We start from the raw sequence: 20,971 nt of genomic DNA, 5'->3' as shown, positions 1-20,971 counted from the left end.
GTTGGCTGCCAAGAAAAAACCTGCACCCAAGCGCGGCGCCAGCCGCTACCAGGCCCCGGCGAAGAAGCCGATCCCGGGCTGGTTGTGGATGGCGATCGGCCTTACGGTCGGCGCCTTTATCGTGTTTCTGATGAAGCTGGACCCAGGCCAGGGCGACGACGTCAAACGGGTCAAACAAGAGCAGCAGAAAGCCTCGAAGATCGCTGAAGCCAACAAGACCACACCAAGCCCTACGGCGCCGGTGAAGCCGAAATACGACTTCTACACGCTGTTGCCGGAATCGGAAGTGATCGTGCCGCCTGACGCTGTGCCGGAGAAAACCCTGCCGACGCCGCAAGTGCCGACCACGCCGGTCACCCCGGCAGAAGCGGCGAAAATCGACACCGCGCGGGCCCAGGCGGCGTTGGCCGGCATCACCCCGCCGCCGGCACCGCCAGTGGCGGAAACCAAGGCCGCACCGGTGACCAAGTTCTTCCTGCAGGCAGGCTCGTTTCCCAAACAAGCGGACGCCGACCGCGTGCGTGCACAGATCATCCTGCTGGGCCAGACGGTGACAGTGGAGTCCGGCACGGTGAAGGATGCCACCTGGTATCGCGTGTTGGTGGGGCCATTCAGCAACCGCGAACAGCTGACCGTGGCGCAGAAGCAATTGGCCGGGGCCGGGTTTAGCAACCTGTTGTTACAACAGCGCCAGAGCCGCTGACCCAGAATCAGCACCAAACAGTGTGGGTGGGGGCTTGCCCCCGATGCAGTGTGTCAGCCAGTACATCTGTTACTGATGCACCGTCATCGGGGGCAAGCCCCCTCCCACACTTGGTATTGCCGGGCTCTGGAATGTGTGTCAGACCCTTGAGCACCACTCGTCCGCCATCACCCCCTATGGTTGAAATCCCCCCCGCCACCCCCATATGAGTTTCCATCAGGGCATTTTCGCCCCGCTGCGTGGAGACTCTCCCCTTGACCACCATCGTTTCAGTACGTCGCCACGGCAAAGTCGTCATGGGCGGCGACGGCCAGGTTTCCCTGGGTAATACCGTGATGAAAGGCAACGCGAAAAAAGTGCGTCGCCTGTACCACGGCCAGGTCCTCGCCGGTTTCGCCGGTGCCACTGCCGATGCATTCACCCTCTTTGAACGTTTCGAAGGCCAACTGGAAAAACACCAGGGCCACCTCGTGCGTGCCGCCGTCGAGCTGGCCAAAGAATGGCGCACCGACCGCTCCCTCAGCCGCCTGGAAGCCATGCTGGCCGTCGCCAACAAAGACGCATCCTTGATCATCACCGGCAATGGCGATGTGGTTGAGCCCGAGCATGGCCTGATTGCCATGGGCTCCGGCGGCGGCTACGCCCAGGCCGCGGCCAGTGCGCTGCTGAAGAAAACCGACCTGTCGGCGCGGGAAATCGTCGAGACCGCCCTGGGTATCGCCGGCGATATCTGCGTGTTCACCAACCACAACCAGACCATTGAGGAGCAGGACCTCGCCGAGTAAGCCGCAGGCTTATTCGCGCTTGAGGGCCGCCACACATTATGTCCATGACTCCCCGTGAAATCGTCCATGAACTCAACCGCCATATCATCGGCCAGGACGATGCCAAACGCGCCGTTGCCATCGCGCTGCGTAACCGCTGGCGCCGCATGCAACTGCCAGAAGAACTGCGCGTTGAAGTAACGCCCAAGAACATCCTGATGATCGGCCCGACCGGCGTGGGTAAAACCGAAATCGCCCGGCGCCTGGCCAAACTGGCCAATGCCCCGTTCATTAAGGTCGAAGCCACCAAGTTCACCGAAGTGGGTTATGTAGGCCGTGACGTCGAGTCGATCATTCGCGATCTGGCCGACGCTGCGCTGAAGATGCTGCGCGAACAGGAAATGACCAAGGTCAGCCACCGCGCCGAAGACGCCGCCGAGGAACGTATCCTCGACGCCCTGCTGCCACCGGCGCGCATGGGCTTCAACGAAGACGCCGCACCGGCTTCGGATTCCAACACGCGCCAACTGTTCCGCAAGCGCCTGCGCGAAGGCCAGTTGGACGACAAGGAAATCGAAATCGAAGTGGCCGAAGTGTCCGGCGTCGACATCTCCGCGCCGCCTGGCATGGAAGAAATGACCAGCCAGTTGCAGAACCTGTTCGCCAACATGGGCAAGGGCAAGAAGAAAAGCCGCAAGCTCAAGGTCAAGGAAGCGCTCAAGCTGGTGCGCGACGAAGAAGCCGGGCGCCTGGTGAATGAGGAAGAACTCAAGGCCAAGGCCCTCGAAGCGGTCGAGCAGCACGGCATTGTGTTTATCGACGAGATCGACAAGGTGGCCAAGCGCGGTAACTCCGGCGGCGTCGATGTCTCCCGTGAAGGCGTGCAGCGCGACCTGCTGCCGCTGATCGAAGGCTGCACCGTCAACACCAAGCTGGGCATGGTCAAGACCGACCATATCCTGTTCATTGCTTCCGGTGCATTCCACCTGAGCAAGCCAAGCGATCTGGTGCCGGAGCTGCAAGGCCGTCTGCCGATTCGCGTGGAGCTCAAGGCGCTGACACCGGGCGACTTCGAGCGCATCCTCAGCGAGCCGCATGCCTCGCTCACCGAGCAATACCGTGAGCTGCTGAAAACCGAAGGGCTGGGCATCGAGTTCCAGGCGGACGGCATCAAGCGCCTGGCGGAAATCGCCTGGCAGGTCAACGAGAAGACCGAGAACATCGGTGCTCGTCGCCTGCACACACTGCTTGAACGCCTGCTTGAGGAAGTGTCCTTCAGCGCCGGCGACATGGCCGGTGCGCAGAATGGCGAAGCAATCAAGATCGATGCCGACTACGTCAACAGCCACTTGGGCGAATTGGCGCAGAACGAAGACTTGTCGCGGTACATTCTGTAAGCCGCAAGCTGTAAGCTACAAGCCGCACGTTGAGCACATTCAACTCGCGGCTTGTAGCTCGCAGCCCAAGGGGTCCCCAATGCCGAAATTCCCCACCGCTGTTAATTTGCACAAAACCTCCAACACCCTCGGCCTCACTTACGGGCCCGATGAGGTCTACCAGCTGCCCGCCGAGTTCCTGCGGGTGCACTCGCCTTCCGCCGAGGTCCAGGGCCACGGCAAACCCATCCTGCAATTCGGCAAGCTGAATGTTCGGCTGACCAAGATCGAGCCGGCCGGCCAGTACGCACTGAAATTGACCTTCGACGACGGTCATGACAGCGGGCTGTTCACCTGGGACTACCTCTACCAATTGGCCGTGCGTCAGGAAACGTTGTGGGCCGACTACCTCGCCGAACTCAAGGCCGCCGGTAAAACCCGCGACCCGAGTGAGTCGGTCGTACGCCTGATGCTCTAAGTCAGGCGTCTTGCTCTTTAGAGAGCATTTTCTAATTTCATCTGCTTGAATGCCCTGTCGCGTGGCCAATGATTGGCCTGCTTGCGAAAAAAATTAAACTCGGGTAACCAATGGAACTGGCAAGTTCCCTGCATTTGACGATGCGGTATCAACGGTCACCCGAGTCGCAGTACCTGGCTTGTGTTGTGTATCGAAACTTGGTGCGCAGCGGTAGCCGGTACTCGTCTTTCGGACAATGGAGCGTCGTAGATGAGTAACAAGAACAACGATGACTTGAAACGCCAGGCATCGGAGAACACCCTGGGGTTGAACCCGATCATCGCGTTACGCAAAAAGGATTTATTGGCCTCGGCGAAGATAGTGCTGACCCAAGCCATCAAGCAACCGTTGCACAGCGTCAAGCATGTCGCCCATTTCGGGGTGGAACTGAAAAACGTCATGTTCGGCAAATCGGCGCTGGCGCCGGAAAGCGATGACCGTCGCTTCCACGACCCGGCCTGGAGCCAGAACCCGCTCTACAAACGTTACCTGCAAACCTACCTGGCGTGGCGCAAGGAACTGCACGACTGGATCGGCGACAGTAACCTGTCGGACCAGGACATCAGCCGCGGCCACTTCGTGATCAATCTGATGACCGAAGCCATGGCCCCCACCAACAGCGCGGCCAACCCGGCGGCGGTCAAACGCTTCTTCGAAACCGGCGGCAAAAGCCTGCTCGATGGCCTGTCCCACCTGGCCAAGGATATGGTGCACAACGGCGGCATGCCGAGCCAGGTCAACATGGGCGCCTTTGAAGTGGGCAAGAGCCTGGGCACCTCCGAAGGCGCGGTGGTGTTTCGCAACGATGTGCTGGAGTTGATCCAGTACAAACCGATCACCGAACAAGTGCATGAACGCCCTCTTTTGGTGGTGCCGCCGCAGATCAACAAATTCTATGTATTCGACTTGAGCCCGGATAAAAGCCTGGCGCGTTTCTGCCTGCGCAACGGCCAGCAAACGTTCATCATCAGTTGGCGCAACCCGACCAAGGCCCAGCGCGAGTGGGGCCTGTCGACCTATATCGAGGCGCTCAAGGAAGCGGTCGATGTGGTCACCGCGATCACCGGCAGCAAAGACATCAATATGCTCGGCGCCTGCTCCGGTGGTATCACCTGCACGGCGCTGCTGGGCCATTACGCGGCGCTGGGCGAGAAAAAGGTCAACGCCCTGACCCTGATGGTGAGCGTGCTCGACACCACCCTCGACACCCAGGTGGCGCTGTTCGTCGACGAGCAGACGCTGGAAGCGGCCAAGCGCCACTCCTACCAGGCCGGTGTGTTGGAAGGTCGCGACATGGCCAAGGTGTTCGCCTGGATGCGTCCCAATGACCTGATCTGGAACTACTGGGTCAACAACTACCTGCTGGGCAACGAACCGCCGGTGTTCGACATCCTGTTCTGGAACAACGACACCACGCGTTTACCCGCGGCATTCCACGGCGACCTGATCGAACTGTTCAAGAACAACCCGCTGGTTCGCCCCAACGCTCTGGAAGTGTGCGGCACGCCGATCGACCTCAAGCAAGTGACCGCCGATATCTACGCCCTGGCCGGCACCAACGACCACATCACCCCCTGGCAGTCCTGCTACAAGTCGGCGCAGTTGTTTGGCGGCAACGTGGAATTCGTGTTGTCCAGCAGCGGGCATATCCAGAGCATCCTCAACCCGCCGGGCAACCCCAAGGCGCGCTACCAGACCAGCGACGGCCTGGCGAGCACCGCCCTGCAATGGCAGGAAAACGCCACCAAGCACGCCGATTCCTGGTGGCTGCACTGGCAAGCGTGGCAGGCCGAGCGGGCGGGCAAGCTGAAGAAGGCGCCGACGGTATTAGGCAACAAGACGTACGCCGCAGCCGAAGCGGCGCCAGGTACCTATGTGCATGAACGCTAGCGGCAAGCTACAAGCCTCAAGCCGATTGAGTTCAGCTTAAGGCTTGTAGCTTGAAGCTGCCCCTCTAACCCTAAGGGTTCACCAATGCCGCAACCGTTCATCTTCCGTACCATCGACCTGGATGGCCAGACCATCCGCACGGCGGTACGTCCGGGCAAGCCTCACTTGACGCCGTTGCTGATCTTCAACGGCATCGGCGCCAACCTGGAGCTGGTGTTTCCGTTCGTGCAGGCTCTGGACCCGGACCTGGAGGTCATTGCTTTCGACGTACCGGGAGTGGGCGGTTCCTCGACGCCCAGCCGGCCGTACCGCTTCCCTGGCCTGGCCAAGCTCACCGCGCGCATGCTTGATTACCTGGACTACGGCCAGGTGAATGCCGTCGGCGTGTCCTGGGGCGGCGCGCTGGCGCAGCAGTTCGCCTATGACTACCCGGAGCGCTGCAAGAAGCTGATCCTGGCGGCGACGGCGGCGGGCGCGGTGATGGTGCCGGGCAAGCCGAAAGTGCTGTGGCTGATGGCGAGCCCGCGCCGCTATATCCAGCCGTCCCATGTGGTGCGCATTGCACCGATGATCTACGGCGGCTCGTTCCGTCGCGATTCGAAGCTGGCCGCCGAACATGCCAGCAAAGTGCGTTCGGCCGGCAAGCTCGGCTACTACTGGCAGTTGTTCGCGGGACTGGGCTGGACCAGCATCCATTGGCTGCACAAGATCCGCCAACCCACCCTGGTATTGGCCGGCGACGATGACCCACTGATCCCGCTGGTCAATATGCGCATGCTCGCCTGGCGCATCCCCAACGCGCAGTTGCACATCATCGATGATGGCCACTTGTTTTTGATCACCCGGGCCGAAGCCGTGGCGCCGATCATCATGAAATTCCTGGAGGAGGAGCGCCTGCGCGCAGTGATTCACCCACGCCCCGCGGTGTAAGGACCACACCGCCGCGCAACTTGCCAGGAACCGACTATGGTTCTGAATTGGCGTGCCTGTTGATGGCTAGACGAAGGAGTGTTGGCTCATGCGAGAAAGACCCGTGACGAACCCGGCGCCCACCCCCGCCGCGTTCATCAATGCGCAAAATGCGATCACCGGCCTGAGGGGCCGCGACCTGCTGTCGACCCTGCGCAGCGTGGCCGCCCACGGTTTGCGTAACCCGGTGCATACCGCCCGTCACGCCCTGGCCCTGGGTGGGCAACTGGGTCGCGTTCTGCTGGGCGAGACCGTGCATGAGCCCAACCCCCGCGACAGCCGTTTCGTCGACCCCACCTGGCAGCTCAACCCACTTTATCGGCGCAGTCTTCAGGCGTATCTGAGCTGGCAGAAACAGACCCGCCACTGGATCGACGACAGCACCCTGAGCGACGACGACCGGGCCCGGGCGCACTTTGCCTTGTCGCTGTTCAACGATGCGGTGTCGCCCTCCAACACCTTGCTCAACCCCTTGGCCGTCAAGGAGCTGCTCAACTCCGGGGGTAATAGCGTGGTGCGCGGGGTGAGCAACCTGTTCGACGATTTGCTGCACAACAATGGCCTGCCGCGCCAAGTGAGCAAACAGGCATTTGAAGTGGGTAAAACCTTGGCCACCACGCCCGGCTCGGTGGTGTTTCGCAACGAGCTGCTGGAGTTGATCCAGTACAAACCCATGAGCGAGAAACAGTACGCCAGGCCGCTGCTCGTGGTGCCGCCGCAAATCAACAAGTACTACATCTTCGACCTGAGCCCGGCCAACAGCTTCGTGCAATACGCGCTCAAAAACGGCCTGCAGACCTTTATGGTCAGTTGGCGCAACCCGGATGTGCGGCATCGCGAGTGGGGCCTGTCCACCTACGTGGCGGCGTTGGAAGAAGCGCTCAACGTGTGCCGGGCCATTACCGGCGCGCGGGAGGTCAACCTGATGGGCGCCTGCGCCGGCGGCCTGACCATCGCCGCGCTGCAAGGCCATCTGCAAGCCAAGCGCCAGCTGCGCCGCATCTCCAGCGCCAGCTACCTGGTGAGCCTGCTGGACAGCCAGATCGACAGCCCCGCCACCCTTTCGCCGATGAGCAAACGTTGGAAGCGGCCAAACGTCGGTCCTACCAACAAGGTGTGCTGGACGGCCGCGACATGGCCAAGGTGTTTGCCTGGATGCGCCCCAACGACCTGATCTGGAACTACTGGATCAACAATTACCTGCTGGGCAAGGAACCGCCGGCGTTCGACATTCTGTATTGGAACAACGACAACACGCGCCTGCCCGCCGCCTTGCACGGCGACCTGCTGGATTTTTTCAAGCACAACCCACTGAGCCATCCCGGCGGCCTGGAGGTGTGCGGCACGCCGATCGACTTGCAAAAGGTCACGGTGGACAGCTTCAGCGTGGCCGGCATCAACGACCACATCACGCCGTGGGATGCGGTGTATCGCTCCACTCAACTGCTGGGTGGCGAGCGGCGCTTCGTACTGTCCAACAGTGGGCATATCCAGAGCATCCTCAACCCGCCTGGCAACCCCAAGGCCAATTACGTCGAGAATCCCAAGCTAAGCAGCGACCCTCGCGCCTGGTACTACGACGCCAACCATGTCGAAGGCAGTTGGTGGCCGCAATGGCTGGCATGGATCCAGCAACGCTCGGGCGTGCAGCGCGACACCTTGACCGCCCTGGGCAACCAGAATTACCCACCGATGGAAGCGGCGCCGGGCACCTATGTGCGGGTGCGCTGAGCTCAACGATCAGATTAAGAAGACTGGATGAAGACCCGCGACCGTATCCTTGAATGCGCCCTGCAGTTGTTCAACCACAAGGGCGAACCGAACGTGTCGACCATGGAGGTGGCCAATGAAATGGGGATCAGCCCCGGCAACCTCTACTACCACTTCCATGGCAAGGAACCCTTGGTGCTGGGGTTGTTCGAGCGCTTTCAGAATGAACTGGCGCCATTGCTCGACCCACCGGCCGACGCGCAACTGGAGCCCCAGGACTACTGGCTGTTCCTGCACCTGATCATTGAGCGCATGGCCCACTACCGCTTCCTATTCCAGGACCTGTCAAACCTGGCCGGGCGCCTGCCCAAGCTGGCCAAGGGCATTCGCAACCTGCTTACGGCGCTCAAGCGCACCCTGGCGTCACTGCTGGCACGCTTGAAGGCGGCCGGGCAGTTGGTCAGCGATACCCAGGCGCTGGGGCAGTTGGTGGAGCAGATCACCCTCACCCTGCTGTTTTCCCTGGATTACCAGCGCATTCTCGATCGCGAGGGCGAGGTGCGGGTGGTCGTTTACCAGATCATGATGCTGGTGGCGCCGCATTTGTTAGCGCCAGCGCGCCAGGCTACAGAGCGTCTGGCGTTGCGTTATCTGGACGATCCTATTTAACGCCGATCTGTGGAAGGTCAGCCCAGCGCGCCGAATTGCTGAGTGAACTTGAACAACTCACTGTCGTTCCTGATTCCCAACTTGCGATAAGCCGATTGTTTTTGCGTGCTGATGGTACTGGCGCTGCGCGAGAACTTGGCGGCAATCGAATTCACCGACATGCCATCCAGAAAACAGCGCAGTACTTCCTGTTCTTTAGGGCTAAGACAGGCATTCAAGCGTAATGGCGATGCAAAATCCGTGGTGTTTTTTTGGCTGATGGTCTCCCACACCGATTGCGTGCCCTGCAATGCCGGCACCATGCAGGGCTGCAAATAAATCCTTCCTTGGGCGACGGTTCGAATGGCGCTGATCAACTCGGTCAAGTTCTGGGTTTTACCGAGGATGCCCCAGCATCCGGCTTTCAACGACAGCGATACCGTCGCAGGCGTGTAGTGGGAACACACAATTAATGGTCGACACTGGCTGAAACGACGGTTCAGCGCCTGCAGCAGGCTGAGACCATCGATTTCCGCCGGTGCCAGAATGAAGTCCATCACCACGACATCCGCCGATTGCCGGGCAAGTGCGTCTAGCAATTGCCGACCGGTGGCAAAAGAACCGATCACCTTGATATCGGACGCTCCACTCAGGCCCAGCTCAATACCTTGCCGAACCATTTCGTGGTCATCCAACAACATGACGGTATACGCATGGCTAGTTGAAGTAGGCATACAGACACCCGCATAAGTAACGCAACGGTCTACACAATCCACCCTTATTACCAGCCCGGTATAGCCCAGGCCTACACAGGGTTCAATATCGCCGCACAACGGATATCGATACGCCCTACAGAAGCCGCTGACGGACAGCGCTTACAGCAACTTTCACAGTTCGAACAAGACTTGCAAAAAACCATAATTAAAACAGCACCGTTTCGAACTATCTCGAACTAAAAGTCGTGGCTTCGCTATAGAGCGCATTAACTTTTAGATACAAATTATCCACATCCACTGAGGCCCCTTATCAATCAATCACCCCTGGAAATACCATGAACGTCAATATTCTCTCCCCCGTCGCAGCCCTAATGGCCTTGGCCGCCGCACTCCCCCACGCTGCGTTCGCCGTCGACGGTGTGATCAATTTCAGCGGGCTGGTCACCGATGTGACCTGCACGGTCGAAGGTGCGGCGCCGGGCAGTGGCGCGGTGGTCAAAGACGTCAACCTGGGTGGCGTCTCGGCAGCGCGCCTGGCCACCGCTGGCAGCCGCGCCAACCTGACCGGTTTTACCATTCGCATTGGCGCGCCCGGAGAAGGCAGTTGCACCAACGGGCGCATCGCCATGGTCGCGTTCGACCCAACCAGCCCCGCCATCGACGTGGCCACCGGACGCCTGAACATCGATGGTCATGACGACCCGGCCGACACCACCAACGCCAAGAATGTGCAGGTCGAAGTCACCAGCCGTAGCGGCTCGCCGATCAATGTCTACAGCGAAAAATCCGAGAGCGTGGTGATCGCCGATAACCAGGCAATCATCCCCCTGGCGGCACAACTGTATGCGAGCGGACCGGCCACCGAGGGCAAGGTCAACACGCGGGTCGGCTTTATGATCGAGTACGCCGAGTAACGCCATGAGCAGCCAAACCCAACGGGTGCTGGTCACCTGGGCCTTCAGCCTGTTGTCGTGGTGGACGTCAGCCGGCGAGGCCGGCGTGATCATCCACGGCACGCGAGTGGTCTACCCGGCCGAACAGCAGGAAGTAGTCGTGCGTCTGGAGAACCGTGGCAACCGCCCGGCGCTGGTGCAAACCTGGCTGGACAGCGGTGATCGACACTCGACGCCGGCCACCGTACACACGCCGATCAGCGTGTCGCCGCCTATCTTCCGCATCGAGCCGGGCCAGCAACAGGCCCTGCGCCTGCGCTATACCGGCGAGCCGCTGACCGAAGCGCGTGAACGGTTGTTCTGGCTGAATGTGCTTGAAGTGCCGCCGCGTGCCGTGGATGCCGCGCAGAACAATCAGATCCAACTGTCGTTCCGCACCCGCCTGCGGGTATTCCTGCGCCCACCGGCTCTGCCCTATCCAGTGGAGCGCGCGGCCTCAAAACTGCAATGGACGCTGGTCCCCCATGAACGTGGGTTTGCCCTGCAAGTCGCCAACCCGACGCCGTATCACGTATCGCTCGGCCCGGTGATGTTGCTCAGCGCCGGCAAGCGCTTCAGCAAGGCACCGAGCCAAGCGGCCGACGACAGCCTGCTGCTGCCCGCCGGCGACGTAAAACGCTTTGTGCTGCCGACCCTGCAGCAGCGTCCGCACGGCGCCGCTCAGGTCGAGTTCACCAGCATCAGCGACTTCGGCGCCCGCGTGCGCCATGTGGCGGGCCTCAGCCACACGTCTGGTGGATGACCGCCCATGTCCACTCTTTCGATTCGACACACCCTGGCACCCCTGTGCGCCATGGTCGTCGCGCTATCGGCGCAGGCGAGCGTGGTGATCAGCAGCACACGGATCATCTATCCGCAGTCCCACAAGGAAGTCACCGTCAGGCTTGAAAGCAGGAACCAAGTACCGGTGCTGATCCAGACCTGGCTCGACAACGGCGACGAACATTCGACGCCAGAACTGGCCGACATCCCGTTCGTGGTCACGCCGCCGATCTTTCGCATGGAGCCGGGTAAACAGCAGGTCGTACGCGTGGCTTACACCGGCGAAGGGTTGCCGCCAGCGCAGGAGAGCCTGTTTTGGTTCAACGTGCTGGAGGTGCCGGCGCAGGCGCGAGGCGTCCAGCCCAGTAACCAGCTGCAACTGGCGTTTCGCACACGGATCAAGCTGATCCTGCGTCCCCCGGGCCTGCCCCACGGCGCCGAGGCCGCGCCCGCCAAGTTGCAGTGGCGCCGCGTGTCGAGCGCCTACGGCGAGGCGGTGGAAGTGTTCAACCCGACCCCTTACCTGGTGACCTTCGAGCGCGTCGAGGTGCAGGTCGCCGGGCAACGCCATGGGCGCCAAGCCGCTGCCTCCGGGGCCGGCAATATGGTGATGCCCGGCGCTCGCACCCGCTTCGATCTGCCCGACCTCAAAGCGCCGCCTGGAGCTATGGCCAGCGTGGAATTCCAGACGCTGGACGATTTCGGGGTGAAGGTCCTCCACAACGCCAAGGTCGCCCCATGACCCTCCCTATGCCGGGAGCCGAGCAACACCTGTTTTTGGAAACGCTTAACAATGAGTGCGATCACGCCCACCGGCGTCCGCAGCGCGCCCCTGGCACGCCGTGGTTTGAGTCTGACAATGCGTAGCCTGCTGCTGGTGAGCAGCGCCGAGGCGATGGACGCCCACGGCGCCGAGTATGTGGAGTTCAACCCGGCTTTCTTTGCCGATGGCGCGGCAGGCTTGCAGGTCGATATCGCGAAATTCAGCCAGGGCAACGTCGTGTTGCCAGGCACCTACCGTTCAGAGGTGTACCTCAACGGTCAGTGGCTCGGGCGCGAGAGCGTCACGTTTATCGCCGTCCAGGGTCAGCCGTCGGCACAGCTGTGCCTGGAACGTGAGGCGTTGCAACGCTTCGGTATCGAGGTCGACAGCGCCGACCAACACACACCCGGCCCGCGCAAACCGTTTGACCGTTGCGCCGATATCGCCAGCTATCTACCCGGCGCCAGCAGCCAGTTCGATATCGGCGAAACGCGCCTGGACCTGCAGATCCCCCAGGTTTACCTGACGCGCCAGGCGCGTGGCTATGTCGACCCCAGGCACTGGGAAAGTGGCGTGGACGCAGCGTTCGTGCGCTACAACGCCAACACCTTTACCACCCGTACCAACGGCCGCTCGCTGGACTCCCACTACGTGGGCTTGAACACCGGGCTTAACCTGGGCGATTGGCATTGGCGACATAACGGCAGCTACAGCCACAGCCTCGGCGCCGCTGGCTACCAGAGCAACGCCACCTATGTGCAGCGCGAACTGAGTCGGTGGCGATCACAACTGATGGCCGGCGAAATCCATACCCCCGGCGAACTTTTCGACAGCATTCGCCTGCGCGGCATTAGCCTGTTCAGCGATGACCGGATGTTGCCGGACTCCATGACCGGCTTTGCGCCGGTGGTGCGCGGTGTCGCCGAAACCAATGCCCGTGTCAGCGTGCGTCAACGTGGTGTGTTGCTCAGCGAAGTGTCGGTGGCGCCCGGCCCCTTTGTGCTCGACGATTTTTTCCCGACCGGTTACGGCGGCGACCTGAGTGTGACGATCACCGAGGCCGATGGGCGCCAGCGCGCGTTTATCGTGCCGTTCGCCGCCAATGCTCACTTGCTGCGGCCGGGCTATCGGCGCTACACGCTAAGTGTCGGCCAGGTGGATGAGCTGGGGCTGCGCCATCCGCCCAAGTTGATGCAGGCCACTTACCAACAGGGTCTGAGCAATCTGCTGACCGGCTACACCGGGGCGATGCTGGGCGAGGACTACCGCGCCCAATTGGCAGGCGCGGCATTCAACACGCCATTGGGCGCATTGTCCGTGGACCTGACACACTCAAGCGCCGACATCCCCAGGCACGGCTCGCGCAGCGGGCACAGCGTGCAACTGCGCTACAGCAAGAATTTCGCCGACAGCGGCACCCACTTCACCCTCGGCGCTTACCGTTACTCCACCTCCGGTTTTCTGACGGCGGGCGATGCCGCGCAACTGCGTGACCATGCCCTGGACGGACGCGACCTGGACAACGTGTCACGCCTGCGCGACAGGATGGATATCAGCCTTAATCAAAGCCTGAGCCACGGCTCGGTGTATGTGACCGGTTCTTCGCAACACTACTGGAACCGTTCAGGGGGCAACCTGACCTTCAGTGCCGGCTACAGCGGCCACTGGAAAAACCTCCACTACACCCTCAGCGTTCAGCGCGGCCGTGATGTGCTGAGTGGTGAAGTCGATCAACAGCTGGATTTGACCCTGAGCCTGCCTCTGGGCAGCGGCACGCATACGCCTACTCTGACCAGCACGGCCTACCGTGGCGACCACAACAGCGGCGAGCGGATCAGCCTGGGCGGTAGTTGGGGCGAGCACAATCAACTGAGCTACGGCCTGAGCACCAGCCGCACCCAGGGCAGCGGCAACACCCAGAGTGCCGATATGAAATACCAGGCCGATTATGGCGTGTTGTCCGCCAGCTATGGCCACAGCGAGGCGTACCGCTCGACGTCGCTGGGCATGACCGGCGGCCTGGTTGCGCACGCCGACGGCCTGATCTTCGCCCCGGAGCTGGGCGACACCCTGGGGATCGTCCAGGCACCCGACGCCCAGGGCGCGAGGATCAATGGCAACCACGCCGCCCACGTCGGCAAACACGGCCAGGCGGTGGTGAGCCACCTCACGCCCTATCGACAGAACGTGGTCGAGCTGGACCCCAAGGACTTGTCCGTGGATGTCGAACTCAAGACCGCAGCGCGCAACGTCGCGCCCCGCGCCGGCTCGGTGGTGAAGCTGCAATTCGAGACGGTCAGCGGCCAAGCCTTGTTGATCAGCACACAGCGCGAGGACGGCAGCCCATTGCCGTTCGGTTCGGATGTATTCGATGAAGACGGCGCCAGTGTCGGGATCGTCGGCCAAGGTGGAAAGGCGTTTGTTCGGGTCTCACGGGCGCGGGGCAAATTGACCGTCAAGTGGGGTTCAACCGCCACTGCCACTTGCTGGTTTACCTACAACGCCACCATCGCGGCCACGGCGCAGAACAAGCAGCGCTTGCGGCATCTGAACGCTGACCTGTGCCAACTCGGTGCCGACCTCGCCGCGCAGCCACCGCCAGCGGCCGAGCGCGATGCAAGCGGCTGAACGGCACGTTCACGCGCCCCTTGATACCCGGCTTCTGATGATGAGGTTGCCCATGACGCACACTGCTAGATATTTTTTGCTCCTGCTGATAGTCGGGGCGCCGGTCACGGTGCTTGCTGAGTGTCGGCTATATCCTAACTCCGAGCACGGCCTGTCCCTGCCGGATACCATCACCGTTCCCACCAGCCTTCCCGTCGGCAGCCTGATTATCCGGCAGGCTTTCAACGGCATCGCGCCCAGCTTTGAACTCAACTGCCGCACTTCGACCCCCAGGCAGATTATCGGGCGCTTCACCGACTCGGCGATGGTGCCGGGCGCAGGCGTCACGGCGTATCACACCGGTGTGCCAGGGGTCGGCATACGCGTGCTGGTGCGTAATCACAGGGGACTGGTTTACCCCCATCAACTGCACACCTCGCCCCCGTTCAGTCAGAGCAATGCGTTGCCGCTGTACAGCAATGTCAGCGCGGAGGCGTTGTTCTTCAAAACCGGCCCCGTCACCAGCGGCACGCTGAGCAGTGGAAGCCTGGTTGAAGATCGTTGGGACGGCGGCAAAGGCCGCTTTCACTTGCTGCTCAATACATCGGTGCGTTTTGTCGCCCCTACGCCCACCTGCAACCTGGACGCCGGTGACGTCAACCGCACGATCCTGTTCGAGCCGGTGCAAGTCCGTGCATTCGACACCCAGACTGTCGTTGGCGGACGGGACTTCGAGCTGACCGCGCAATGCAGCGATGCCATGAACGTCACGTTCCGATTTTCCGGGGCACCGGCACCGGGCAATGATCGGATCTTCGCCAACACGGGCAGCGCCGCAGGCGTTGCGCTCTGGCTGTACTCACGCCTCGGCGGCAGGGTGCAGAACATTCTCGCCAACGGCACCGAAGACACACGCACGCTGGCGGTCTCGGGCAACCGCGCCGTGCTGCCGCTCGGTAGCGCTTATCACAAGAACGGCACGGTCACTCAAGGCACCTTCATCAGCACCGTGACCGTCCACATCACCTATGACTGACCGATTGAGGATCATGCGATGAACACCCGCGCGCCGGCGGTTTGGCTGGCAATCACTGTGGGCGTGGCCAGCCATGGGGTTCAGGCCGCCACCACGGGCACTTTGACTTTTGTCGGCCAGATCAACGCCGGCACCTGCAACCTGGCGGCCGGCGATGAGAACCGCACCATTACCTTGCCTACCATCAAGGTCTCGGACTTCGATACGGCAGCCAGTACGGGCGCGTTTGACTTCGAGATTTCCGCCGACTGCGAGTCGGATATCAACACTGTGGTTTTTCTGTTCTCCGGCACCCCTTCAACGGGTAACGCCCAACTGTTTTCCAATACCGGGACCTCGGGGGGAACAGCCCTGCAGCTCATACATCGCGGCTCCCCCGCGTATACCATCCCCGCCAACGGCACCGTGGACCAGCGCAGCCGTAGCATCGCAACTGCCGGCAATAAAGCCGTGATGCCGCTGACGGCGGCGTACCACAAAACCGGGGAACCCCTCACCCACGGGAGTCTGGCCAGCGCCGTTACCGTTTCGATCACTTACAACTGATGGCGCTGGCGTTGTCGCCGGCAAAAATCAGCGGGTACAAAAAACCCGACCTTCGCAGGCCGGGTATTTTTGGATGTCCCGGAAAAATCAGGACTGACTGGAAGGCGTCGGGGTAGCCGGCGTTGCAGTCGGGGTAGCGGCAGCCGGCGTCGGCGCGGAGACCGAGTTGGCTGTAGAGGGGGTTGATGCGGGAGCTGCAGGTTTGGTTGCCGCTGCCGGTTTGGCGGCCGTAGGTTTTTTGGCGGCGGCGGGCTTCTTCGCTGCGGCGGGCTTGGCAGCAGGTTTGGCGGCGGGCTTGGCCGCTGCGGTTTTCGCCGCAGGCTTGGCGGCCGGTTTCGCCGCAGCCTTAGCTGCTGGTTTGGCTGCAGGCTTGGCAGCGGCTTTGGTCGCAGGCTTGGCCGCCGCTTTGGCAGCGACCGGTTTAGCGGCCGCTTTTGCAGCCGGCTTGGCTGCTGCGGTTTTGGCCGCTGGCTTGGCCGCCGCCTTAGCCGGCGCCTTAGCCGGCGCCTTGGCCGCGGTTTTCGCTGCCGGTTTGGCGGCGGCTTTCACCAATGGCTTGGCGGCAGTTTTTGCGGCCGGTTTAGCCGCTGCGGTTTTGGCCGCAGGTTTGGCGGCGGCGGTTTTCACGGGTGCCACTTTAGCGCCGGTGAGTTTCTCGATTTGCTTGGTCAGCGTGTCGACCTTGCTGTGCAGCGCCTTCAGCTCCGCTTTGCTGGGCACGCCCAAGCGCGAAATGGCGCTGTTGAGGCGCTTGTCGAAGGTCTCTTCCAACTTGCCCCAGGTGTCGGAAATGCTTGCCTTGGCCGAACCTGCGCTGGCCTTGGCCGCATCGACTTTCTTGCCAACGGTGGTCTTGGTCAACTTCTCGGCTTTTTCGCCGTCTTTAACCAAGGTCTCGAAGTATTTGCCGCCATCACTGCTGACCTTCGAGTACACGCCTAAACCAGCAAGCCAGATCTTACGGGAGTATTTTTCAACTTCCCCGATCCACGAGCTGCCTTCTTTCTGAGTATTCTTTTTAACAGCCATCCCGTTGTCTCCTTAATGTTTACGCGCGACACGTTCGAGCAATGCCGTCAGCTCTTCGAGCTTAGCAGAGAGTGTCTCCACGTCATGTTTAGACGCAATGCCGATTCGATTCAAGGCACTTGCAACGCGAGTATCAAAAGCTTTTTCAACTTTATCCAGCTGAACTTCTACCCGACCTTTGACCGCAGTGACATTACTCTTTACTTGGTCAATCTGACTGTTGGCGGCATCAAGTTGTTCAACGGCAACTTTTTTGCCTTTACTTTCAATATGTTGACCGCTCTTAACCAGCTCTTTGAAATACTCGCTGCCCTCACTGCCGACCTTCGCATAGGCCCCCAGGCCCGCCAGCCAGATCTTGCGCGCGTAGGATTTAACATCGCTCAGGGCGCGGGTTTGAGTGTCGATTTTTTTCTTCAGGATAACGTTGGCCATGGTGCACCTCACACAAAATAGGGGGGAGGAACGGCCCGCAGGAGTTGTGGGCTTGGGCACAAAGTAGGAGGAAAAATTAGAATCGGCACCCTAACCCTAAGTAGTCAGGCCAAGGCTTTGTCCAAGGCTTTTTCGATTTCGGACTTGAGGGTGCCGCTCATGGCCGACATCAGCAGGCCCAGTTCCACATCGATACGCAGCGAATCGTCAGCCACAAGTACGGTGCCTTTAACCCCGGAACGCTTGAGGTTCAAGGTATCGCCAGACCACGACGATTCCAGGCCATATTGTTCCTTGAGTTTGTTCGCCAACTTGTCGGCCTTTGCCCGTGCGCCTTCTTTACCCAGGGAATGTGCACGCTCAACGGTGATACGGGCCATTGCGATGATTCCTCTTGCAGAGACTTGAAAAATAGAGACTTGCACATCGTGAATGCGGCAAAACGTCTCGGCGCCCCTCTATCTTACCTGCAGCCTTGCCAAGACAAAGCAAGCCTTGGGGATTATCATGTGCCGCATTCTCTTTTGGTGACAGCGATATGACTGATCAGCGCAAAGGCAGCGATGCCGAACCCACCACTCACTTCGGCTTCAAGAACGTCCCGGAAAGCCAGAAAGCGGAAAAAGTCGCTGAGGTGTTCCACTCCGTAGCCGCCAAGTACGACCTGATGAACGATGTGCTTTCCGGCGGCATGCACCGCTTGTGGAAGCGCTTCACCATCGAATTGTCGGGCGTACGCCCCGGCAATCGCGTGCTGGACATCGCCGGCGGCACGGGCGACCTGGCCGCCAAGTTCTCCAAGCTCGTCGGCCCGACTGGCCAGGTGGTGCTGGCGGACATCAACGGTTCGATGCTCAAGGTCGGCCGTGACCGTCTGCTCGACAAAGGCGTGGCCGGCAATATCGAGTTCGTCCAGGCCGACGCTGAAAAGCTGCCGTTCCCCGACAACCATTTCGACTGCGTGACCATCGCCTTCGGCCTGCGCAACGTGACCCATAAAGAAGACGCGATCCGCTCGATGCTGCGCGTACTCAAACCGGGTGGCCGCCTGTTAGTGCTGGAGTTCTCCAAGCCGACCAACGCGCTGATGTCCAAGGTCTACGACACCTACTCCTTTGCCTTCATGCCGCTGATGGGCAAGCTGATCACCAATGACGCCGAGAGCTACCGCTACCTGGCCGAATCGATCCGCATGCACCCCGACCAGGAAACCCTGAAGTCGATGATGGTGGAAGCCGGTTTTGACCGTGTGACCTACCACAACATGACCTCGGGCATCGTCGCCCTGCACCGTGGCATCAAGCCCTGATGCTGCTGCAAGGTCTTCTCGCCAGCGTCGAGCACGGTCTCAACCGTGTGCTGCGCCTGGACAGCACTGCCCTGGCGCGGCTCGCACACCTGAACGGCAACGTCATCGCCGTCGACTGCCGCAGCCCCGCCTTGCAGCTGTTTATCCTGCCCAGCGATGAAGGCCTGATGCTGGCGACCCAGTGGGCCGCCGACGCCGACTGCACCCTGCGTGCGCCAGCATCGAGCCTGCTGCACCTGGCGCTGAGCCGCAACAAGACCGCCATCCTGCACAGCACCGAAGTTGAGCTGGAAGGCGACAGCGCGGTGCTGATGGACCTGGCCGCCGTGCTGCAGGATCTGGAACTGGACTGGGAATACGAGCTCTCGCGCTGGATCGGCCCCGTCGCCACCCAGTTGATCAGCGGTCACGTGCGCAGCCGCACGCGCTGGTACCAGCAGGGATTCGCCAGCCTTAACCAGAACCTCGCCGAATACCTGAGCGAAGAATCGCGCACTCTGGTCGGGCAACGGGAAGCGCAAGCGCGCTTTCGCGAACTCGACAAGGCCAAACTCGACCTGGAACGTCTTGAGGCGCGCTTCGAGCGCCTAAGCCGTTCCCTTGATCCAAGCGATAACGCATGAAGCTGCTCGCCGTCCGCCGTTTGTTCCGTATCCAGCGCGTCGTAATCCGCTACCGTCTCGATGACCTGCTGTTCGCCCTGCCCTTGCCATGGTTCCTGCTGGCGGTGCGCTATGTACTGCCGTGGCGCTGGCTGCCCCGCAAACGGCTGGAGCTCAGCCGTGGTGCGCGCCTGCGCCTGGCATTGCAGGACCTGGGGCCGATCTTCATCAAGTTCGGGCAGATCCTCTCCACCCGCCGCGACCTGCTGCCCGAAGACATCGCCGACGAGCTGATGCTGTTGCAGGACCGCGTGCCGCCCTTCGATTCGCAACAGTCGATGGCGCTGATCGAAGAGCAACTGGGCAAAAAGATCAGCGAGGTGTTCAGGCGCTTTGACGTCGAGCCCCTGGCCTCGGCCTCCGTGGCGCAAGTGCACGCCGCGCAACTCAAGACCGGCGAAGAAGTGGTGGTGAAGGTGATTCGCCCGGGCCTCAAGCCGATCATCGGCCAGGACCTGGCATGGCTGTTTATCCTCGCCCGCGCCGCCGAGCGTTTCAGCGCCGATGCACGCTTGCTGCACCCGGTGGACGTGGTCGCCGATTACGAAAAAACTATCTACGACGAACTCGATCTGCTGCGTGAAGCGGCCAATGCCAGCCAATTGCGGCGCAACTTTGAAGGCTCGCAACTGCTGTATGTGCCGCAAGTGTATTGGGACTGGTGCCGCCCTAAAGTGCTGGTGATGGAGCGCATCTATGGCGTGCAGGTCACCGACCTGGCCACCCTGGCCGACCAGCGCACCGACATGAAGATGCTCGCCGAACGCGGCGTGGAGATCTTCTTCACCCAGGTGTTCCGCGACAGTTTTTTCCACGCTGACATGCACCCGGGCAATATCTTTGTCAGCACCGTCAACCCGTGGAGCCCGCAGTACATCGCGATCGACTGCGGCATCGTCGGCAGCCTCACTCCGGAAGACCAGGATTACCTGGCGCGCAACCTGTTCGCCTTCTTCAAACGCGACTACCGCCGCGTGGCGCAATTGCACATCGATTCGGGCTGGGTGCCGGCGGAGACCAAGCTCAATGAGTTCGAAGCGGCAATCCGTACCGTGTGCGAGCCGATCTTTGAAAAACCCTTAAAAGATATTTCATTTGGCCAGGTACTGATGCGCCTGTTCCAGACCGCGCGGCGCTTCAATATGGAAGTGCAGCCGCAGTTGGTCCTGCTGCAAAAAACCCTGCTCAACATCGAAGGCCTGGGCCGCCAGCTGTACCCGGACCTCGACTTGTGGAACACCGCGCAGCCGTTCCTGGAACGTTGGATGCGCGAGCGCATGAGTCCAAAGACCATGCTGGGCAACCTGCACAGCCAGTTCGAACAGCTGCCGCACCTGGCCAACATGACCCGTGACCTGCTTGAGCGCATGTCCCAACCCCACGCCAAAGACCCCGCGCCACCGTGGCAAAAACGCAAGGACGACTGGTTTCTGCGCCTATTGGGCGCGGCGCATCTGGTGGGTGGCGTGATGCTGGCGATCGGCGGGCCGCTGAACCAATTGGGGCATTGGCCGGCCGGGATCATGGTCGCCGTGGGTGTTTATCTGATTGTGCGGCGATAGCCGATCCAGTTATA

General features: G+C 61.2%; 20 protein-coding genes and 1 pseudogene. 17 read left to right on the top strand and 4 right to left on the bottom strand.

Translation table 11 applies throughout. The features are described from left to right. Position 1: 1 nt before the first annotated feature. The 8 genes and pseudogenes from QRN41_RS21280 (at position 2) to QRN41_RS21245 (ending at position 8,598) form a co-directional block, all read left to right on the top strand. Positions 2-703, top strand: a complete 702-nt coding sequence (locus QRN41_RS21280; RefSeq protein WP_034136576.1) for an SPOR domain-containing protein — start codon at positions 2-4, stop codon at positions 701-703. 254 nt (positions 704-957) lie between these two features. After that, the gene (hslV, locus tag QRN41_RS21275; RefSeq protein ID WP_003171209.1) at positions 958-1,488 is read left to right on the top strand and encodes an ATP-dependent protease subunit HslV; all 531 of its coding nucleotides are present in this window, start codon (positions 958-960) and stop codon (positions 1,486-1,488) included. A gap of 38 nt (positions 1,489-1,526) precedes the next feature. Continuing rightward, positions 1,527-2,864, top strand: a complete 1,338-nt coding sequence (gene hslU, locus QRN41_RS21270) for an ATP-dependent protease ATPase subunit HslU (RefSeq protein WP_034136575.1) — start codon at positions 1,527-1,529, stop codon at positions 2,862-2,864. A gap of 79 nt (positions 2,865-2,943) precedes the next feature. Next, complete coding sequence (locus tag QRN41_RS21265) at positions 2,944-3,321, top strand: gamma-butyrobetaine hydroxylase family protein (RefSeq protein ID WP_034095501.1); 378 nt, start codon at positions 2,944-2,946, stop codon at positions 3,319-3,321. Between the two features lie 249 nt (positions 3,322-3,570). Beyond that, a complete protein-coding gene (gene phaC / locus QRN41_RS21260) occupies positions 3,571-5,250 on the top strand; it encodes a class II poly(R)-hydroxyalkanoic acid synthase (RefSeq protein ID WP_285422107.1) in 1,680 nt (559 codons plus the stop codon). Positions 5,251-5,334: 84 nt separating this feature from the next. Further along, entirely contained in the window at positions 5,335-6,180 is an 846-nt protein-coding gene (gene phaZ, locus QRN41_RS21255; protein ID WP_034136573.1) for a poly(3-hydroxyalkanoate) depolymerase, read from the top strand. Positions 6,181-6,268: 88 nt separating this feature from the next. Beyond that, positions 6,269-7,950: pseudogene (gene phaC, locus QRN41_RS21250) on the top strand (class II poly(R)-hydroxyalkanoic acid synthase). Between the two features lie 27 nt (positions 7,951-7,977). Next, positions 7,978-8,598 carry a TetR/AcrR family transcriptional regulator gene (locus tag QRN41_RS21245; RefSeq protein WP_034136571.1) on the top strand — a complete coding sequence of 207 codons (621 nt, stop codon included), beginning with the start codon at positions 7,978-7,980 and terminating at the stop codon, positions 8,596-8,598. Positions 8,599-8,615: 17 nt separating this feature from the next. Here QRN41_RS21245 and QRN41_RS21240 read toward each other — a convergent pair whose 3' ends face one another. Then, positions 8,616-9,278, bottom strand: coding sequence for a response regulator (locus tag QRN41_RS21240; protein WP_123479604.1), 663 nt, complete (start codon positions 9,276-9,278; stop codon positions 8,616-8,618). A 350-nt stretch (positions 9,279-9,628) separates the two neighbouring features. On the opposite strand from QRN41_RS21240, the gene QRN41_RS21235 reads away from it, so the two are divergent. Genes QRN41_RS21235 through QRN41_RS21210 form a run of 6 tightly spaced genes read left to right on the top strand, consistent with a single transcriptional unit; the run spans position 9,629 to position 15,960 of the window. Further along, complete coding sequence (locus QRN41_RS21235) at positions 9,629-10,207, top strand: fimbrial protein (RefSeq protein ID WP_167416742.1); 579 nt, start codon at positions 9,629-9,631, stop codon at positions 10,205-10,207. A gap of 4 nt (positions 10,208-10,211) precedes the next feature. After that, positions 10,212-10,988: a fimbrial biogenesis chaperone gene (locus tag QRN41_RS21230; protein WP_285422106.1), complete on the top strand. Its 777-nt coding sequence runs from the start codon at positions 10,212-10,214 to the stop codon at positions 10,986-10,988. A 6-nt stretch (positions 10,989-10,994) separates the two neighbouring features. Further along, a complete protein-coding gene (locus QRN41_RS21225; RefSeq protein ID WP_285422105.1) occupies positions 10,995-11,750 on the top strand; it encodes a fimbrial biogenesis chaperone in 756 nt (251 codons plus the stop codon). A gap of 51 nt (positions 11,751-11,801) precedes the next feature. Then, positions 11,802-14,399, top strand: a complete 2,598-nt coding sequence (locus tag QRN41_RS21220) for a fimbria/pilus outer membrane usher protein (RefSeq protein WP_285422104.1) — start codon at positions 11,802-11,804, stop codon at positions 14,397-14,399. Positions 14,400-14,451: 52 nt separating this feature from the next. Beyond that, a complete protein-coding gene (locus QRN41_RS21215) occupies positions 14,452-15,414 on the top strand; it encodes a fimbrial protein (RefSeq protein ID WP_285422103.1) in 963 nt (320 codons plus the stop codon). Between the two features lie 18 nt (positions 15,415-15,432). Further along, on the top strand, positions 15,433-15,960 hold the full coding sequence (locus QRN41_RS21210) for a fimbrial protein (protein WP_167416737.1): 528 nt from the start codon (positions 15,433-15,435) through the stop codon (positions 15,958-15,960). Positions 15,961-16,047: 87 nt separating this feature from the next. On the opposite strand, the gene QRN41_RS21205 is transcribed toward QRN41_RS21210, so the two are convergent. The 3 genes from QRN41_RS21205 to QRN41_RS21195 all read right to left on the bottom strand — a co-directional run bounded on the left by QRN41_RS21205 (position 16,048) and on the right by QRN41_RS21195 (position 17,804). Continuing rightward, on the bottom strand, positions 16,048-16,989 hold the full coding sequence (locus tag QRN41_RS21205) for a phasin family protein (RefSeq protein ID WP_285422102.1): 942 nt from the start codon (positions 16,987-16,989) through the stop codon (positions 16,048-16,050). 12 nt (positions 16,990-17,001) lie between these two features. Then, complete coding sequence (locus QRN41_RS21200) at positions 17,002-17,424, bottom strand: phasin family protein (RefSeq protein ID WP_034136563.1); 423 nt, start codon at positions 17,422-17,424, stop codon at positions 17,002-17,004. 104 nt (positions 17,425-17,528) lie between these two features. Further along, the gene (locus tag QRN41_RS21195; RefSeq protein WP_094065173.1) at positions 17,529-17,804 is read right to left on the bottom strand and encodes a polyhydroxyalkanoic acid system family protein; all 276 of its coding nucleotides are present in this window, start codon (positions 17,802-17,804) and stop codon (positions 17,529-17,531) included. A 158-nt stretch (positions 17,805-17,962) separates the two neighbouring features. Here QRN41_RS21195 and ubiE point away from each other — a divergent pair, with 158 nt between their 5' ends. From ubiE to ubiB, 3 genes are read left to right on the top strand one after another with little or no spacing between them, the layout of a single operon-like run. Then, positions 17,963-18,733 carry a bifunctional demethylmenaquinone methyltransferase/2-methoxy-6-polyprenyl-1,4-benzoquinol methylase UbiE gene (ubiE, locus tag QRN41_RS21190; RefSeq protein WP_034095486.1) on the top strand — a complete coding sequence of 257 codons (771 nt, stop codon included), beginning with the start codon at positions 17,963-17,965 and terminating at the stop codon, positions 18,731-18,733. Then, on the top strand, positions 18,733-19,356 hold the full coding sequence (locus QRN41_RS21185; RefSeq protein ID WP_034095485.1) for a ubiquinone biosynthesis accessory factor UbiJ: 624 nt from the start codon (positions 18,733-18,735) through the stop codon (positions 19,354-19,356). The genes ubiE and QRN41_RS21185 overlap by 1 nt, the downstream gene beginning before the upstream one ends. After that, positions 19,353-20,957, top strand: coding sequence for a ubiquinone biosynthesis regulatory protein kinase UbiB (ubiB, locus tag QRN41_RS21180; RefSeq protein WP_034095484.1), 1,605 nt, complete (start codon positions 19,353-19,355; stop codon positions 20,955-20,957). The genes QRN41_RS21185 and ubiB overlap by 4 nt, the downstream gene beginning before the upstream one ends. The last annotated feature ends 14 nt before the right edge of the window (positions 20,958-20,971 follow it).

The sequence above is a fragment of the Pseudomonas sp. efr-133-TYG-23 genome (assembly GCF_030209215.1).
Lineage (GTDB): Bacteria > Pseudomonadota > Gammaproteobacteria > Pseudomonadales > Pseudomonadaceae > Aquipseudomonas > Aquipseudomonas rhodesiae.
The sequence above is the reverse complement of the archived record's forward strand: the minus strand, read 5'-3'. Positions and strand labels throughout refer to the sequence as shown.